Source organism: Clostridium luticellarii, assembly GCF_002995845.1.
Classification (GTDB): Bacteria; Bacillota; Clostridia; order Clostridiales; family Clostridiaceae; genus Clostridium_B; species Clostridium_B luticellarii.
In genome coordinates this window covers 1-18,647 of the sequence record NZ_PVXP01000026.1, presented here as the reverse complement: position 1 = coordinate 18,647, position 18,647 = coordinate 1, and the positions used below count along the sequence as shown (strand labels likewise).

General features: G+C 35.8%; 16 protein-coding genes and 2 other annotated features. Of the genes, 11 read left to right on the top strand and 5 right to left on the bottom strand.

Annotated features, from left to right (window positions below; all coding sequences use genetic code 11):
• The 3 genes from CLLU_RS09945 (at position 1) to yjeM (ending at position 5,061) form a co-directional block, all read left to right on the top strand.
• Positions 1-1,299, top strand: coding sequence for a ClC family H(+)/Cl(-) exchange transporter (locus CLLU_RS09945; protein ID WP_106009594.1), 1,299 nt, complete (start codon positions 1-3; stop codon positions 1,297-1,299).
• A 398-nt stretch (positions 1,300-1,697) separates the two neighbouring features.
• Positions 1,698-3,332, top strand: a complete 1,635-nt coding sequence (locus CLLU_RS09940) for a M20/M25/M40 family metallo-hydrolase (RefSeq protein WP_106009593.1) — start codon at positions 1,698-1,700, stop codon at positions 3,330-3,332.
• A 229-nt stretch (positions 3,333-3,561) separates the two neighbouring features.
• On the top strand, positions 3,562-5,061 hold the full coding sequence (gene yjeM, locus CLLU_RS09935) for a glutamate/gamma-aminobutyrate family transporter YjeM (protein WP_106009592.1): 1,500 nt from the start codon (positions 3,562-3,564) through the stop codon (positions 5,059-5,061).
• A gap of 31 nt (positions 5,062-5,092) precedes the next feature.
• Here the strand turns inward: yjeM and bcp are convergent, their stop codons facing one another.
• Positions 5,093-5,581, bottom strand: coding sequence for a thioredoxin-dependent thiol peroxidase (bcp, locus tag CLLU_RS09930; protein WP_106009591.1), 489 nt, complete (start codon positions 5,579-5,581; stop codon positions 5,093-5,095).
• Positions 5,582-6,003: 422 nt separating this feature from the next.
• Entirely contained in the window at positions 6,004-6,996 is a 993-nt protein-coding gene (locus CLLU_RS09925) for a 3D domain-containing protein (protein ID WP_106009590.1), read from the bottom strand.
• 259 nt (positions 6,997-7,255) lie between these two features.
• Positions 7,256-7,467: a binding site (T-box leader), on the top strand.
• Between the two features lie 138 nt (positions 7,468-7,605).
• On the opposite strand from CLLU_RS09925, the gene CLLU_RS09920 reads away from it, so the two are divergent.
• From CLLU_RS09920 to CLLU_RS09910, 3 genes are read left to right on the top strand one after another with little or no spacing between them, the layout of a single operon-like run.
• A complete protein-coding gene (locus tag CLLU_RS09920; protein ID WP_106009589.1) occupies positions 7,606-8,406 on the top strand; it encodes an electron transfer flavoprotein subunit beta/FixA family protein in 801 nt (266 codons plus the stop codon).
• A 4-nt stretch (positions 8,407-8,410) separates the two neighbouring features.
• Complete coding sequence (locus CLLU_RS09915; RefSeq protein WP_106009588.1) at positions 8,411-9,391, top strand: electron transfer flavoprotein subunit alpha/FixB family protein; 981 nt, start codon at positions 8,411-8,413, stop codon at positions 9,389-9,391.
• A 31-nt stretch (positions 9,392-9,422) separates the two neighbouring features.
• Positions 9,423-10,805, top strand: coding sequence for an FAD-binding oxidoreductase (locus CLLU_RS09910; protein WP_106009587.1), 1,383 nt, complete (start codon positions 9,423-9,425; stop codon positions 10,803-10,805).
• A gap of 81 nt (positions 10,806-10,886) precedes the next feature.
• Here the strand turns inward: CLLU_RS09910 and CLLU_RS09905 are convergent, their stop codons facing one another.
• Positions 10,887-12,308, bottom strand: coding sequence for a sodium:solute symporter family protein (locus tag CLLU_RS09905; RefSeq protein ID WP_106009586.1), 1,422 nt, complete (start codon positions 12,306-12,308; stop codon positions 10,887-10,889).
• Between the two features lie 222 nt (positions 12,309-12,530).
• Positions 12,531-12,740: a binding site (T-box leader), on the bottom strand.
• Positions 12,741-12,947: 207 nt separating this feature from the next.
• On the opposite strand from CLLU_RS09905, the gene CLLU_RS09900 reads away from it, so the two are divergent.
• A complete protein-coding gene (locus CLLU_RS09900) occupies positions 12,948-13,814 on the top strand; it encodes a DMT family transporter (protein WP_106009585.1) in 867 nt (288 codons plus the stop codon).
• A gap of 1 nt (position 13,815) precedes the next feature.
• A complete protein-coding gene (locus CLLU_RS09895; protein ID WP_106009584.1) occupies positions 13,816-15,141 on the top strand; it encodes a replication-associated recombination protein A in 1,326 nt (441 codons plus the stop codon).
• Between the two features lie 55 nt (positions 15,142-15,196).
• On the opposite strand, the gene CLLU_RS09890 is transcribed toward CLLU_RS09895, so the two are convergent.
• A complete protein-coding gene (locus CLLU_RS09890) occupies positions 15,197-15,844 on the bottom strand; it encodes a superoxide dismutase (RefSeq protein ID WP_106009583.1) in 648 nt (215 codons plus the stop codon).
• Between the two features lie 199 nt (positions 15,845-16,043).
• Here CLLU_RS09890 and CLLU_RS09885 point away from each other — a divergent pair, with 199 nt between their 5' ends.
• From CLLU_RS09885 to CLLU_RS09875, 3 genes are all read left to right on the top strand, one after another.
• Positions 16,044-16,502, top strand: coding sequence for a flavodoxin family protein (locus CLLU_RS09885; RefSeq protein ID WP_106009582.1), 459 nt, complete (start codon positions 16,044-16,046; stop codon positions 16,500-16,502).
• Positions 16,503-16,730: 228 nt separating this feature from the next.
• Positions 16,731-17,234, top strand: coding sequence for a DUF4489 domain-containing protein (locus CLLU_RS09880; protein WP_106009581.1), 504 nt, complete (start codon positions 16,731-16,733; stop codon positions 17,232-17,234).
• Positions 17,235-17,432: 198 nt separating this feature from the next.
• Positions 17,433-17,753, top strand: coding sequence for a putative heavy metal-binding protein (locus CLLU_RS09875; protein WP_106009580.1), 321 nt, complete (start codon positions 17,433-17,435; stop codon positions 17,751-17,753).
• A gap of 179 nt (positions 17,754-17,932) precedes the next feature.
• Here the strand turns inward: CLLU_RS09875 and CLLU_RS09870 are convergent, their stop codons facing one another.
• Positions 17,933-18,409 (bottom strand): redoxin domain-containing protein, encoded by a 477-nt coding sequence (locus tag CLLU_RS09870; protein ID WP_106009579.1) that lies wholly within the window; start codon positions 18,407-18,409, stop codon positions 17,933-17,935.
• Positions 18,410-18,647: the final 238 nt, after the last annotated feature.

Sequence of the window (18,647 nt, the reverse complement as noted above, 5' to 3'; positions counted from 1 at the left end):
ATGAAAAGCAGCACTGTAGATAGAATAGAGCTTTGGTATGATTGCAGGGTAAAAATAATTTTAGAAAGTATGCTGGTAGGTGTCCTGGCAGGACTTGTAGCAGTATTTTACAGGTGCCTTCTTGAAAAATCTCTTGTCTTTGCTCATTTTATTTACGCGAGGGAGCTTGAAAACCTGTGGCTTGTTCCTGTAGTTACTGGTGCACTTATAGCTGCAGGCTACATAGTGGGATGTATAGTAAAGAGTGATTCCATGGTAGCTGGGAGTGGCATACCTCAGGTAGAGGGGATTTTGATAGGAAAACTGAGTATGAATTGGTACAAGGTATTATTGAAAAAATTCATAACAGGAGTTATGGCTATCGGGGCAGGCTTATCCCTGGGAAGGGAAGGGCCTTCCGTACAAATAGGGGCAGCAGTAGGACAAGGCGTTGGCAGGTTGTTTAGAGGAACGGATCTGGAAGAAAAATTTTTAATGACCGGTGGTGCCAGCGCGGGACTTGCAGCTGCTTTTAATGCGCCTCTGGCAGGGTGCATTTTTGCTTTGGAGGAAATGCATAAAAGTTTCTCACCTAAAATACTGGTTTCTGCTTTTTCAGCATCTATTATTTCAGATTTTATAGCTAAACAATTTGTGGGGATGTCACCTGTATTTAATTTTAAGTACATAAAAGTGATACCGCTAGAAAGCTATGGTTATGTAGTAGTACTTGGAATAATTTTAGCTTTATGTGGGGTTCTATTTAATAAAGCACTTTTAAAATCCCAGGATATTTACAATAGTAAAAAATGGCTTACTGCAAAGAACAAGCCTATAATAGCTTTTCTAATAGCAGGAGTGGTGGGACTTGTTTTACCTCAGGTATTGGGGGGAGGACATGATTTGGTTGCCATGCTTGCAAATTCAAATGTAACTCTGCAGATGATGGTCATAATACTGGTGGCAAAATTTTTATTCACCATGTCATCTTATGGTTCGGGAACTCCAGGGGGAATATTTTTACCACTTTTGGTAATAGGGGCACTTATAGGCGGCATTTATGGGGATATAATTCATATTGCTTTTGGATTTAATTCCAGTTATATAAATAATTTGATAATACTTGGCATGGCTGGATATTTTTCATCAGTTGTAAAATCTCCAATTACAGGTATTGTGCTCATCACGGAAATGACGGGGGCTTTTACCAATCTTCTATCTGTATCACTGGTCTCTATGGTTGCTTATATATTTTCAGACATGTTGAATTCTAAACCAGTGTATGAACTCCTTCTGGGCAGAATATTGAGCAAAAAATAGAAATTTATAAAATAAATTTTTTCAGCAAAATTTAATAAATTAATACAAAAATGATTGATTTATTGCAAGAAAATTTATTTTCAAGAAGAGAGAATTTGATTTTTTCTGAGAATTTATAATTGCAGTTTGTAATTATGAATAAAATCTCCATATAAATTTCATTTGCTCTATCTTAGTGTCATGATAAATTTATAAATTATGTATGGATATTCAAACTTATTTTACTGACATATATAAAATTTTCTCATATAAATATTTCTCATTGAATTTCTGGATACTATCTTGTAAAATAGGTATATTGATAATATTTATAAAAAAATATGCATAGTTAATCTTTGTATATGTGCTGTTAAATCGTAGTTGATATTCTGTAATGGATATGAAAAGGAGAATGGAAAATGAGCTTTCAGACAGATGTTTACAATAGGATGAAAGAGCTGGTGGCTATACCAAGCCTATCTGGAACAAGGCAGGAAAGTTTTATGGCAGATAAAATATATGAAGAACTTTTTGAAATACCCTATTTTAAGGAAAACAGCCATAATATCGGCAGGGAAAACATTCCTGATGATCCTCTGAGAAGAAGTTTTATATGGGCGGTGGTGAATGGAAAAGAAAATTCTCCGAATTCACTTATTCTGTCAGGACATCTGGATGTGGTTGGTGTAGAGGAATTTGGGCATTTGAAATCCATAGCTTTTGATGTGGAAAAGTGTACGGAGAGAATTTCAGAGCTGGAATTAGATAAAGATGCTGCAGAAGATGCTAAATCCGGCGACTGGATATTTGGCAGAGGAACTGCAGATATGAAATTTGGACTGGCTCTTAATATGGAACTTATAAAAGAGTTTAGCGTAAACAGAAATTTTAGAGGAAACCTGATACTTCTGATAGTTCCAGGAGAAGAAAGCAATTCAGAAGGGATGCTTGCAGCATTGCCTTTTCTTCTTAAATTGAAAAAAAATAGAAAGTATGAGTACTGTGGTATGGTAATATCTGAACCTAGTATACCTGAAAAAAGTGAAAAAATAAGCAAAAGGTTGTACATAGGAAGTGTAGGAAAAATTATGCCGCTGTTTTTTTGCGTGGGTAAAGAAACTCATGTGGGAGATTCTTTAAACGGAATAAATCCTAATTTGATGGTATCGGAAATAAACAGGCTACTTGAATGCAGTGAAAAATTCTCAGATGCTGCCTATGGTGAAATAACTCCACCTCCCATGTGTCTTAAACAGATGGATTTAAAAGAGCTCTACTCAGTTCAGAGTCCTCTTTATGCTGCAGCTTATTATAATGTATTGACCCTTAAAATGGGGTATGAAGAATTTATTGAAAGTATGAAAGATCTGGCTGTTGAAGCTTTTTCAAATGCATTGGATAATCTTTTAAGAAAAAAAGAAGGGTTTTCAGAAAAATCTTCCAGAAAAATAGAAATAAAGTCCATCCATCCTTGTGTGATGACTTATAGTGAAATTCTTTCTGAAGTTAAGGATAAACACGAAGACTTTAGCAATCATATGAGAAAAAAAATTCAAATATGGAAAAATGAAAAAAAAGACAATCAAACTATAGCTGTAAATATAGTACGAGAGACCTACGAATTATATGAAGAGAAAAAGCCAATGATAATAATTTCCATAATTCCACCCTATTATCCGCATAAATATTTGGAAAGTAAAAATTACAACAGCAGCAGATTTATGAATGCTGTAGAAGATACTCTGGAATATGCTGAAAAAAAACTGCAGGAGAAGATTATAAAAACAAATTTTTTCATGGGCATATCTGATGCAAGTTATACGGGTATCAGTGCAGATGATATTTCAATAGACAAGCTTCTTTCCGACATGGTGGGATACGATATGATTTACAGACTTCCAATAAATGAATTAAAAAATTTTGATATTCCGGTAATAATTTTTGGGGGCTCTGGGAAAGATCTGCATAAATATACTGAAAGGTTGAACTTGCCATATTCATTGAATGTGGTGCCGAAACTTTATAGACATCTTATTTTAGATGTGTTGAAATAAAATAGATATGAAAGTTTCTTGTAAATTTCTATCTTGTAAATTTTACATAATATTCAGAATAAGGGGAAACTATTTCCTAATCCTATCAAAAACTCATCTTTATGGTGCTATGGACAATTGGAAAATATTTTGCAATACTTAATTTAAATTAAGTATTGCAAAAAAAATGAGACAAGATATAATAATTAAGGAGATAAAAATAATATAGTATCGTAAAGGAGGTAATATGATGGCATCATCAGATGTAAACGTAAACAGCCAGAAGAAGATGAAAATGATGGCTCTTATATTGATGATATTCACTTCTGTGTTTGGTTTCGCCAATATGCCCAGATCATTTTATCTGATGGGATATGGAGCAATCCCCTGGTATATTTTATCCGGGCTTACATTTTTTATACCATATGCTTTCATGATGGCGGAATATGGTGCGGCATTCAAAAATGAAAGAGGCGGCATATATTCATGGATGGAAAAATCGGTAGGGCCTAAATATGCTTTTGTGGGAACATTTATGTGGTTTGCTTCTTATATAATATGGATGGTGAATATATGTTCTACCATATGGATTCCATTTTCAAATGCCATATTTGGAAAAGATGTAACTTCTACCTGGGGAATCTTCGGGCTTAATTCTACACAGACCATAGGAATTTTAGGAATAATCTGGATAATAGCTGTAACATTTACAGCCTCAAAGGGTTTGGAGAAAATTACGAAGGTGACCTCTATAGGAGGAACTGCAGTTGTACTTTTGAATATAGTATTGTTGGTTGGAGCTCTGATTGTACTTGCAGCAAATGGAGGTCATCTGGCAGAAGCAGTGACTTCAACTCAATCTTTCATAAAATCCCCTAATCCGGGATATCAATCATCAATTGGAATGTTATCTTTTTTGGTTTTTGCCATATTTGCCTATGGAGGCATTGAGGTAACCGGGGGATTGGTTGATCAGACTGAGAGAGCTGAAGTGACCTTCCCCAAGGGAGTTACTATAGCGGCTTTAATTATTACAGTGGGATATTCACTGGGCATATTTTTGTGTGGTATATTTACCAACTGGAATGATGTATTGTCAACAAAAGGAGTTCATATGGCCAATGCAGCCTATGTGGTAATGCAAAATTTAGGTTATCAATTGGGACAGAGTTTCAATATGGATCAGGCTGCTTCTCTTGTTATGGGAGCCTGGGTGGCCAGGTTTGTAGGATTGTCCATGTTTTTGGCATTGACAGGAGCCTTCTTTACTCTGTGTTATTCGCCTTTAAAACAAATTATAGAAGGCACACCTAGAGAATTGTGGCCGGGGAAAATGTCAGAAATCAAAGATGGAATGCCTATAAATGCCATGTGGATACAGTGTATAGTGGTGGTGTTATTTGTAGCACTGGTATCTTTTGGAGGAGATGCTGCCGCCCAGTTCTTCTCAAGAATTGTGTTGATGACCAATGTAGCAATGACACTGCCGTATATTTTTCTGTCTGGTGCATTTATAGCTTTCAAGAAGAAAAAGGAGATAGAAAAACCTTTTGAAATTTACAAGAGCAAAGCTTCAACCTGGATTGCCACTATAGTTGTTACTTTTACGGTAGGATTTGCCAATTTTTTTACCATAATTCAACCTGCAGTAGATGGAGATCTTCAAGATACCATCTGGATGATAGTGGGACCGCTGTTTTTTGCAGCAGTAGCACTTCTGATGTATGCAAGATATGATAGGACAAAATAGGGACTGACCCTCTTACAGAAAATGGCAAATATTATTTGCCATTTTTTGTTATGGGGTCAGTCCCCTTCAAAAAATTCATAATTGCATCTATGTGTCCATCTACCTTGACTTTTCTAAAGATCTTTTTTATTATGCCGTTTTCATCTATTACAAAGGTGCTTCTTTCAATTCCTATTTTCTTTTTTCCAAACATGTTCTTTTCCTTAAGGACTCCATACAAATTACATACTTTTTCTTCTGAATCTGAGAGTAGAATAAATGGAATATTTAGTTTATCTATAAATTTGTCATGGGAGTCCAGGGAGTCTCTGCTTACTCCTAAAATAACCGCATTTAAATTATTTATGCTCTCCATATTGTCCCTGAAAGAGCAGGCTTCCTTACTGCAGCCGGGAGTGTTGTCCTTGGGATAGAAATATAGTATTACTTTTTTACCGAGATAATCACTTAATTTATGATTTTTTTTATCAGATCCTGTTAGAGAAAAATCCGGTGCCTTTTTATCTAATTCAATATTCATAATACAACCTCCTGAGTTTTATCCGAACGCTACCATTGCTAATACTCCCACGCACTCTGTGAAAGCGACTGTCACCAAATCAAAGATTTGGGACATCTGCTTTTCTCAAAGTTGGAGATAAGTATTCCTTATTAGCAAACTCCATCTGAACCTAAGAATCACTTGATCAAATATGTAACTGTTTAATATCATTTTAAACTTGTATTGTATATTAGTAAAGCATATGTGTACGAGATAATGGGTATATAGAAAGAGCTGTATATCTTTTACGAAGACATACAGCTCTTTTTTTATATACCCTCAATATATGATGATATGCGAAATACATTGAGAGTATATTGTCAGATGAGAGAAACACTCACTTGTCATCTGATATGAAAAAACGTAATTATATACGTAATGACGGGTCATCAAAAATTTAATTAGCTAAGTATATATACATTTACGGATCTTCTTCCCCAGCTCTGGGCTTCAGCCTGAGAAGGTACAAATAAATCTATCCTGCCTCCATTAATAGCTCCGCCTATATCTGCTGCAATAGCATAGCCATATCCCTCTACATATACTTTGGAACCAAGGGGAATAACCGTTGGATCCACAGCTATAGTACTATATCCACCTGGTTCTCTTCTCGTCTGCATTCCAGAAGCAGTATAACCATTATCACAGTAAGCAGTTGCCTGCATTGTAATGACTCTGGAAGAAGAGGCAGGAGCCGACCCGATGCTTCCACGGGATAAACTCTGGGAACCAGCCATAGCTACGGTGGAGTGAGAAGCTTGTTCAATTTCTGAATTTTGCTCAGCAAGCAGCTGCTGCTCTTTTTTCGTTGCATTGGAAAGCAGTTGTTTTTGCTGTTTTATGTCATTATTCAATTTTGCAAGAACAGTTTCATTGCTTGCCCTTAAAGATTGTAACCTGTTGTTTTCAGCATTTAAAGTTTTCTTTTCATTTTCTATAGTCAGTTCATTTTTCTTCAGTTTAGCGATAATGCTGTTATCGAATTTTATAACTCTTGTAATAGTATCAACTCTAGATAAAAAATCACTTAAATCTTTGGAAGACAACATGATGGCCAGATATCCATCGGTGCCATTTATATACATGGCTCGTATTCTTTCTTTGAAAAGTTTGTTTTGTGTTAGGGAATTATTTTTAGCATCTTCCAGTTTAGCCTGTGTGTTTTTTATATTATTAGCAATCGAATTCATATCTTTTTTATTCGCTTCAATTTTTTCTATCACTGAATTGATTTGCTCGTTTAAATTCCCCACCTTTGCTTCCAATTGCCTTTTGTTATCCTGAGCCTGCTTTAATTCACTTGATGTATTTGCGGATGGTGAAGCAAAAACGTTTCCGCATGTCATTACTGCCAATGCAAAGCTCATAATAACAGCTAAGGTTTTTTTATTCAATTTATTTTCCCCCTTAAATTGTTATTAAGCCTTAAAAATAAATTCAAAGCTTACTAATGTTTTCTATTATACCATTAATATATGTGAAAACTCAAGTTTTTATAAACGAATTGTAATATTATGGATAAAAAGAAGCTGGATTCAGTATATATTTCATATTGAAAAAAGTGTTTATCTGTATTGTGATATGGGGATTTATGAAAATTTTAAAATATATGTTGACATTGGCAAAAATCTATAGTAAACTACCACTTAATGAACAAAAGCTTTGATAGGACTAAGTAGATATGTGTATATTTTAAAGAGAATGGGGTCAGGTGAAAGCCCATAAATGAGCATATTGAAACTCACCCAGGAGCTGCAGGCTGAAGATATTGAAGTATTGGTAGGTCTAGCCGGTTTTGTATGAACCGTTATGTAAATTAAGTATAAAATTTGGGTGGTACCGCGACAGACTTTTTCGCCCCAGCGAGAAAGAGCTGTTTTTTTTATGCTTTTAATTCAGCAGGGAATCCATTAATCTGCATGTTAGTTGTTTAATCTATAAGAGTTAATTAGTATATCTATTACAGTATTATTAAGACTATAGAAAAGATGGAGGGATATTTCATGAATATCATAGTTCTAATTAAGCAGGTTCCAGATATGGAAAAAGTAAAATTTGACAGTGAAAGAGGGGTGGTAGATCGAAAATCTGCGGGCACAGAAATCAATCCTTTTGACTTGAATGCCCTGGAGGCAGCGGTGCAGATAAGCGAAAAAATTGACTCCACCGTCACAGCTGTAAGCATGGGACCACCAAGTGCAAAAGAAGCTTTAAAAGAGTGCATTGCAAGAGGAGCTAACCGTGGAGTACTTGTAAGTGATGTGAAATTTGGAGGATCAGACACCAAGGCCACTTCCACCATTTTGTCCAGTGCAATTAAAAAAATAGGTGATTATGATTTGATAATTGCAGGGGAGAAAACTGTAGATGGTGATACAGGACAGGTCGGGCCTGAAGTTGCGGAATTTTTGAATATACCTCATGGAAGTTACATAAGTAAAATTCAGGATGCAGACGGGAATGAAATCAAGGTATGTTCTGAAATATGGGAGGGGACATATTTGAAAAGTATAAAGCTTCCTGCCCTCATTACAGTTACGAAAGATATAAATGTTCCAAGACTTCCTTCCTTTAAAAACAAGATGAAGGCCAGAAAAGCTGAAATAGAAATTATAAAATTTGAAGATTTGGTAGATGAGAGTTTGGATGCGGGAAAAGTTGGATTCAATGGATCCCCTACGAAGGTTAAAAAGATAGAGGTTCCCCCTATAGCAAAAAGAGAAGGAAAGATATATAGAGAGAATGTCTCTCAGGCAATAGAGGAAATTGTGAACATATTTAAAGAAAAAAAGGTGGTGGATTGATATTATGGGAAAGGAATATAGTGGTGTATTGGTATTTGCAGAGCAAAAAAAAGGTCAAATCCATAATGTAAGTTATGAACTTCTTGGGAAAGCCAGACAACTTGCAGATAAATTGAATGCTCCCGTTTACAGTGTACTTCTGGGACCAAATGGAATAAGAGCCGAAGAGCTTATATACAGAGGTGCTGATAAAGTATTTTATATAGAAGATGATATATTCAATGAACCTGAGGAATTGGTGTATAAGATAAATCTGGTTAAACTTATTGACAGGATAAAACCGGAAATTTTTCTCATAGGAGCTACCAGTCTTGGAAGATCTCTGGCACCAAGACTGGCAGCAGCATTGAATACGGGGCTCACTGCAGACTGTACAGGCCTTGAAATAGATGAAGATGGGAAGCTGGTGCAGATAAGGCCTGCTTTTAGTGAAAATATACTGGCACATATAAAGACAGATACTTATCCACAGATGTCTACAGTAAGGTATAAGGAATTTGATGAGGCAAAAAGAAATGAGCAGAACGAAGGTGAGATAGTAAAGGTAGATGCAGTGAAGCCGCAAGAGCAATTGGTAAAAGTTATAAGTGAATTAAAAGAGCAGCAGGTTGATATTTCAGATGCCAGTGTGGTAGTGGCAGCAGGCAAGGGGCTTAAGAAAGCTGAAGATATTGAAATGATTCAGGAACTGGCGGATTTACTTGGAGGTCTGGTGGGAGCCAGCAGAAGTATTGTGGATGATGGATTTATTTCCAAGGACTTTCAAGTAGGGTATAGTGGAAACAGAGTAAAACCTAAAATATATATAGCTTGTGGAATTTCAGGGGCACCGCAGCATTTGGCTGGAATGAAGGAATCGGAATTTATTCTGGCAATTAATACAGATCCATCAGCTCCCATATTTAATGTAGCTGATTATGGAATAGTAGCTGATATGTATAAAGTAATACCTGAATTGATAAACAGTATAAAAAACAAGAATTAAAACAACAATTAGTAAAAAGGGGGCAACAATATTGAAAAAGGAAGTAATTGAAAGTTTAAAACAAATTGTAGGAGAAGATTGGGTCATAGATGATCTGTCTAAAATGCAAAATTATCTCTATGATGAAACTGAGCCCTTGCTCAGACCTGAAGCATCGAGGGATTCTATTGTAGTGAAACCCGGATCTTCTGAGGAAATATCACAGATATTGAAATATGCAAATAAAACTTTGATCCCGGTAACCGTCAGGGGCGGCGGTACTGGAGTCGTAGGTGGAGCGATACCTGTAAAACCAGGTATGGTTTTATCTCTTGAAAGGCTCAATAAAATTGTCGAGCTGGATGAAAAGAATTTAATGATAACCGTGGAGGCAGGAGTTACCTTAGCTGATTTGCTGGAAGTACTGGAAAATGAAAGCAAATTGTTTTTCCCCATACATCCGGGAGACGAGGGAGCACAAATAGGTGGAATGGTTGCAACAAATGCAGGAGGAACAAAAGCTGTAAAGCACGGTATTATGAGAAATCATGTCAAGGCGGTGGAGGTAGTTCTTCCAACAGGGGAAATAGTCAATTTTGGAGGAAAACTTATAAAAAATAATATGGGTTATGATCTGCTTCATATGATGATTGGCAATGAAGGTACTCTGGGAATAATTACAAAAGCCACTTTGAAACTCTATGCGAAAAACAAATACAACGGTACACTTTTAGTTTCATTCAATACGAGAAGAGAAGCTTGTGATGCAGTTCCTAAAATACTGCAGGAAGGCATTACGCCTCTGGCTGTGGAATACATGGACAGAGTTATTGCAGATAAAGCTGCAGAACAGCTGGGAAGTACATGGCCTGCCCAAAAGGGTGCGGTGGATTTGATATTTATGCTGGATGAGCCCACTGAGGATGAGCTGTATTCAAATAGTGAAAAAATTGTAGAAATATGCGAAAAGTACAATGCAGTGGACAGCATTATAGCAGAGACCGCAAAGGAACAGAGGAATATCCTTGAAATAAGAAGCAATGCCTATGGGCCATACAAGGACAATATATCAGATGCTCTTGATATAGCTGTTCCTCCATCAGCCGTACCTGATTTTTTTGATGACATAACCGAATTGGGGGAAAAGTACAACAACCATATTGTCTCTCTTGGACATATTGCGGATGGAAATATCCACAATTTCATCATGGGGGAAAATGGGAAACTGCCCTCCTATTATGAGAAATTAAAAGAAGATATGTATAAAACCGCCATAAAATACGGTGGTACAATAACGGCAGAACATGGAACTGGAAAGACAAGAAAGAAACATATGGCTCTTCAATTTACCCAAAAAGAGATTGAAGTTATGGAAGGAATTAAAAAGACATTTGATCCCAATGGAATTCTTAATCCAGGAACTATAATCGATTAAGTGATCCGAACGCACTGATTCCCAAACTTTTCAAAAGTTTGGGAATCAGTGCTGTTTTAAATTATTTTTTATCCATTTAAATTATATTATATTTTCAATGGATTTATTTTGGTTATCCATGGATATAGTCCTTTTATCCAGTAGTGATATCAGCATAAAAGTGCAGAGGCACACCAGCCATTCCATAAATATCACATGTGGAAAAATTCTAAAGGAAGGCATAATCTGCCATAAAAACAGTACTAGTATACTGGCTAAAGTGGTATAAAAAGCGGAACTTTTTCTGCACAGCTTGGGAATAAATACGGTAAATAAAAATACTATGGTAAAAGATGTACAGAGACTCAAACCTATTGATATGGTCTTTAATATGCCTGACATGGATAAAGCCAGCATGAAGGTCAGTATGCCTATTAAAACTACAAATATCTTGTTCATTACAATGAGCTTTTCACTATCTATTTTTGGATTTACAAAGGACTTATATATGTCCTGGGTAAATAATGTAGATGCGCCTAAAAGTAAGTTACAAGCTGTAGATACATCCGCAGCCCATAGAGCTGCCAAAGTCAGACCTGCTGCTACAGGGTTCAGGGACAATATCATCTTAGGCAGTGCCAGAGTGGCACTTACGTCGGGAAAAGCAGTTTTAGCAGCAATTCCTATTATGGCACACAAAAAACCTATGGGAATCATTAGAAGTCCTGCTATTATAAATCCCCTTCTTGCTGTCCTGGAATCTTTGGCGGCAAAAGCTAATTGTACAGGTCCCTGCATGGACATAACCTGTGTGATCATTATGAGAAACCAGCTTAAGATTATCCATATTCCAGTACCTTCTACGGGGCTGAAATAATTTATATTTTGAGGAAGGTGAAGCTTTATGTTTTGAAATCCTCCCGTTGAAACTACTGCCAGTATGGTGCACAATATGATTCCCGCATATTTTATGGGAACGTTGAACATATTGCACAATCCTGCAGACCACATCCCGCCTATGAAAGTTATGCCTATAAATACACAGGCACTTATTATCATACCCGTTTTTAATGTGAATACTCCGGGAAGCAGCGAAGACAAAATGGATCCTCCTGCGATGTACTGAAGTGACACAATTATCAGGAGAATAATTATCTGACATACAACGCATATAATTCTTCCCTTTTCATCATAAAATTTTCCAAATAATTCCGGTACTGTGGATACGTTGAACTCCCTGTATTTCCCCGCAACTGAGATTCCCATTACAATGGCTCCAAACCCCCAGGCCACATTGTACCAGCCTGCGGACATACCTATGTTATAGGCCTGTTCAGCAACACCTATAGTGGATGCACCACCTATGGCAAGCCCTATTAGAGAACAGGTTACAAGAGGAGTGGTCAGCTGTCTTCCAGCTAAAGTATAGCTTTCACCCCCCTTCAAGGCTCTTTTCCTGGCAAAAAAACTTATTACAAACAGCATTGATATATATAGAATTATGATTATTAGTGATATATTCATTTTATAACCCCCTTTTATATAAATTCAAATATCAAATTATAGAGTATTGTCAATCGTCCATTGTTAATTGGATAATAAAAAAAACGCCCCTGGCCAAGGGACGAATATTCGTGGTACCACCCTAATTAAACCATAATGTGTTTCTAAAATTTTGTCCGAACAAGCAAATTCCATCTGAACCTAAGAATCATTTGATAGTAAAAATAAAAAAAGTACCTCTGATTAAGGGACGAAGCTTAATCGTGGTACCACCCTATTTTAGAAACAAATTATTGTCTATCTCTTACTCTTAACGCGAGTTAAACGGCTCAGTCTACTTAAATTCAACCTGCAGTTCAGGAATGTATTTCATAAAGCACACCTAGCAGTTTACACCAACCACTGCTTCTCTTTGTGATATACTTGATTACTTCTTTCCATCTTCACCTGTTATATAAATTTGATTATAAGATAAAATTATTTGTAGTACAAAGGGCAAAATATATAATAGAAACTGATTATGATGAAATAGCTGCAAATACATCCTTATATCTGTAATTATTGCGGTAAAATACAAATATATTTTAATTGATATATTTCTTATGATATCATATAGGATATAAGTAATATTGAAATGTATCTGATGATTAGAGGTAGCTCATGAGAAAAGGGTATTTATATGGAGCATTGTCTGCTGTATTGTTTGGTTCCTGCGGTATTATAATAAAGATAGCTTTTGAAGAAGGTATGGATTCAATAAATATATTGATATTTCAGTACATAATATCAATTCCCATAATGTTTTTTGCCATGCTTTTTATAGATAAAAGTATGTTGAAGATAGACAGAAAGGGACTTTATCATACTGCTGTGCTGGGGATAGTGGGGAATACGTTTATGACTGTTTTTTACTATGGTGCATTTAATTATTTAGATGTCTCAGTGGTGACCATTCTGCTGTATACCTATCCTATAATGGTTTTCACCTATTCTCTTGTATTTGAAAAAAACACTTTAAATTTCAATAAGCTATGTGATGTTCTTATAGCTTTTGCAGGTTGTTTTCTAACTCTGGGACTTATCAATGGAGTTGGGAATTTCCCTATAAAAGGATGTATATTCGGAATTTTAGCTGCACTATTTTATACCTTTATGAATATATATTCGGAAAAATATATGATAGAATTGAACCCTCTTACCATGAATTTTTATTCAATTATTTTTTCATTGCTGTCTTTGATGGTTCTAAGATTTCCAGCCCAATCATTTAAAATGGATTTAAGTGTTCAATTGATTGTATGTGTAATAATGCTTGCTGTGTTATGTGAAATTATACCGGTAACCTTGTTGTATGCAGCAATTAAGGAGATAGGTTCTTTAAAGGTTTCAATAATAGGAAATCTTGAGATACCCACAGCTATGCTGCTCTCCTTTTTAATATTGGGGGAATCCATAAGCTGGCTTCAAGTCATTGGTGCAGCTATGGTCATTTATGCTGTTTACAACATCAAAAAAGTAGGTGGTTAATATGGATTATGTTCAAAATTCAATGTTTGATAAAAAATTCTCTTCTCCACTGGCGGAGAGAGTCAGACCCAGAAAACTGGAGGACTATATTGGACAGCGTCATATACTGGAAAAAGGGAAAATACTCAGCAACTTGATACATACAGACAATATAAGTTCCATGATATTCTGGGGACCTCCGGGAGTTGGAAAGACCACCCTGGCCATGATAATTGCCTCTATTACCAAAGCTAAATTTATAAATTTCAGTGCAGCTACTTCTGGAATAAAGGAAATAAAAGAAGTTATGGCAAGAGCGGAAAAAAATAGAAGTATGGGCGTGAGAACCATTCTTTTTGTAGATGAAATTCATAGATTCAACAAAGCCCAGCAGGATGCCTTTCTTCCCCATGTAGAAAAGGGAAACATAATTTTGATAGGTGCAACTACTGAGAATCCTTCTTTTGAAATAAATTCAGCTCTTTTGTCCAGGTGCAGGGTTTTTGTACTTCATCCCCTTGATATAGGAGATATTGTGAGTCTGCTGAAAAGGGCGATAAAAGATAAAAGGGGATTCGGCTATTTAAAGGTAGGTATTACGGATGAAATATTGAGAACCATAGCCATGTATTCCAATGGAGATGCAAGATGTGCCTTAAATGTACTGGAAATTTCAGTAATGAGTTGTCTGGACAATGTGAGTACATCTCAGGTAACAAGGGAAGCAGTAGAGCAGTGTATAGGTAAAAAGATACTTCTCTACGATAAAAATGGAGAAGAACATTACAATTTGATTTCAGCACTGCACAAATCCATGAGGAATAGTGATGTGGATGCATCCATCTACTGGCTGGCAAGAATCCTGGAAGCCGGAGAAGATCCGCTGTATGTGGCAAGGAGAATAATACGTTTTTCGTCGGAAGATGTAGGAATGGCGGATCCTGGAGCACTGGCCGTGGCAGTTTCTGCATACAATGCAGTTCATTTTATAGGTATGCCCGAATGCAGCGTAAATCTTACTCAGGCAGTGGTGTATATGGCCTATGCCCCGAAGTCAAATTCACTTTATCTGGCCTATAATAAAGCAAAAAAAGATGCACTGGATACCATCTCCCAGGGAGTTCCTATGCATCTTAGAAATGCACCAACTAAGTTTATGCGTGATTTGGAATATGGCAAAGGATACAAATATGCCCATGATTTTAAGGAAAAAACAACAGATATGCAGTGTCTGCCGGATAATTTAAAAGATAGGAAATATTATGCTCCTTCAGAGCAAGGCTTTGAAAAAAACGTAAAAGAGACATTGAACAATATAAAGGACATAAAGGATAAACAAAAAAGTTAAACAATTCGGCCTGGAAATATGGAGTGATTCTCAGGCCTTGCTTTTGTTTACATATTTACATGTTGAAATATTTAAATGGGCAGTATCTATAGGGCTTTATATTCATGGACTGCATTGAAATGTATTTTTTGAACCTACTATTCAGTACACTCCAATTTATGTTTTTAATGAATGTGGAAATATACTTTTTCCTGTCTGTCCCGAAATCCATGAAATATGCGTGTTCGTATACATCCATGACCAGTATGGGGTAGGAAAGCCATACAGCTCCATTATCGTGGGAATCGCTTCCTATTATATGAAGTTTGTTATCAAGGGAGTCAATGGATAGTACTGCCCAGCCCCTGATGGATAAACCTACATTTGTAAAATAGGATATAAAATTGTCATAGGAAGAAAATTGATTTTTTATAATATTGAGTATGGAACCTCCCGGAGTATTACTGCCCCCGGTCATATTTTCAAAATAGAGCTGGTGAAGTTTTACACCGTCCAGTGCATATGTTTCACCACGTTTTAGACTTCGCATGGTTGAATAGGTTGGATTGCTGTCTTCATAGTTGGCAGCTATATAGGGAGTATTCCAGATTTTATTTAGTGAGTTTACATAACCTACATATAATTTATAATGTTCATCCAGCTGCTTTGAAGAAATGCCCTTTATAGATCTGAAATCGAAAGTTTCAGGCCGTATGTTATACATTAAATCACCTCTACAATAATATACTAATATATGTTATGCAGCAGGCTTTAAATATGTTTGTATATTATTGATTTTGGCCTTGAGATATACTTCAAAGCAAAAAAATAAACCAAGCCAGTTTGGGGAGTGAATTTAAGTGACAGGAGACAGATGGTGGATATTTTAATATATAATAAATTAAGGAAAGGATTGATGTGCAGTGAACAGCCTGATAATCTACGAATCTACGGAACATAAGAATACAGAAAAAATTGCCTTTAAAATTAATGATGTTTTAAAAGGAGATTTGATTAAGGCAGAGGAAGCTGATGAAATTGAATTCAGCAAATATGATCTGATAGGACTTGGGTCGGGGATATTTTATGGAAGATTTCACAAAGGCATATTGGATCTTATAGATCACCTTGGAAAATTTGAAAATAAGAAGGCATTTATTTTTTCCACCAGTGGACAGGGTAAGGAAAACTATAACAACTCACTTAAGAGTATACTTGTAACCCAAGGTTTTGATGTAATTGGAAGTTTTGCCTGCAAGGGCTTTGATACTTTCGGGCCCTTCAAAATTTTGGGGGGTATAGCCAAAGGAAGACCAAATGAAAAAGATATGAAAGCAGCAGAGGATTTTGCAGCTGAATTATTGAAAAAATTCACAGAATAGAATAAACTATAAATTTATAATTAGGGATAAAAAAGCTGATGATATGTTAGCTTTTTTATTTTTACAGATTTTTATAAAAATTTGTAATCAGTACTGAAAATAGAGAAATAATCTTAACTACCATCACCTTTTTTTCACCACATCATATATTATAGTAGAAGCCAATGACAAAATTGTCAATTACATTTATAAATACTTTACTTTATTTTAAAAAGGAGGATTTCATTTATGAATTATTTGTCTAGATCTTATAAAGACAACTGTGATCCGTGTAATAATATAAAAAAAGAAAACAATTGTAAGACTATTATAAAATGCAGTTGCCCTAATTCAACTACTCTGCCTGCTGCCACAGTTTTGGGTACTACCTTTACCCTCACATCTTTGACATTGAATACCGGGGGATTAAAGGATCCGTGTGTTAAACTTGAATTTTCCAGCAATCTTGTTGCAGCTGTTGCCTTTACTGGTACTGTGAGCTTCCAGGTGTTTAAACAGTGTGGAAATCAAGTTACTCCTATTCCTGTAGGACCGGCATCAACTTTTGATTTGGTGGCATTAGTTGCCAGCGAGACATTCTCATTTTTCGTTTGCGACTGTGACTGCAACTGTTTTGATGACTGCTGCAACTATACTGTAGTTGCAACTGTTACTAGTGCAGTTACCGTTGGTACACTTGCTATCAACAATGCAACGTTGGGAGCTATAGCTACATGTGGGAGTTCATGTTAACAACATGATTATATCAAAACTCAAGGTAAGTAACCTTGAGTTTTTTTGTGGCTGTTATTGGTGCATTGGAATAATAAAAGAGAATATAGATGGATTTCCTGGGGAAAATATGTTATGATTCTGATACACAGCTCAGTTGAAAATTAATCTAAAAATAATCAAAATAAACGCTTGATTTTAAAATAAGGAGATGAAAAAATGATTGTTACGACTACAAATATCATAGAAGGGAAGAAGATTTTGGAATACAGGGGAATTATTTTTGGTGAAGTGATTTCCGGGGTGGATTTTGTCAAAGATATTGCAGCAGGGCTTACCAATTTTTTTGGGGGACGTTCAAAATCTTATGAAAGTGAACTCATACAGGCAAGGGAGCAGGCATTGAGGGAATTGGAGAACAGGGCATCTAACGTTGGAGCCAATGCAGTTATTGGTGTGGATATTGACTATGAAGTGCTGGGACAGGGTGGAAATATGATTATGGTAACTGCTTCTGGGACAGCGGTGGTAGTTGAGTAAGGCTTTGATAGTTATATTTCTGAATAAATTATTTTAGGACTCAGGTGAATAAATGTTTTGTTTAAGAAAACTGTAACTGAACCCAAAAATATTTAACAGAAAAAATATAATGCTTACAGAATATAGACTGTATGTCTTTGAAGATTTCACCGTAAGCATTAATTCTGTGTTGCAAATAACTATTTTACAGCCAGCCGCATATTGGATAATATCTGAAAAACTTCATTTATATCAGGTAATTGATTTGGTGGATATACTTTAACCCATTTTACAATACCGTTTTCATCTATTAGTACATTTGCTCTTTGAGAAGTACCGTCTTTTTCAACAAACAGCCCATAATCCTGAGTGACTTTACCGTGGGGCCAGAAATCCGCAAGAATGTTTAGATGTTCAAGTACAAGTGCAGTTGCCCATACCTTTTTTGACGGCTGGGCGTCGACGCTTATGCCAAAGGGTATTGTATTTAGCTTTTGAAATTTATCCCAGTTGTTTTCAAGTGATCTCATCTGATCTGTACATATAGGTGTCCAGGCAAGAGGATGCCAGGAAAGCAATATATTTTTACCTCTATAATTTGATAAATTTATAAATTGCTCATGATTGTCTTCTAATGAAAAGTTTGGTGCAGTATCTCCTATAGCAATTAGCTTCATAATTATTCCCTCCTTATTAATCAGATATAGTATTCCGCATTTAGATGTATATATTCAAAACAATTTATCCAGAAATATTAATTGGGTGTCAATTATATAAAACTTAATGGATTAGTGTAAAATTACTGTAGGGTTATTTGAGATAAGAAATGGAAAAAGAGACTTTCCTCTGATAATATATTAAGTAAGCAAAAACAAAATATACAAAGAAAGAAGGAAAGTCTCTTATGGATAATAT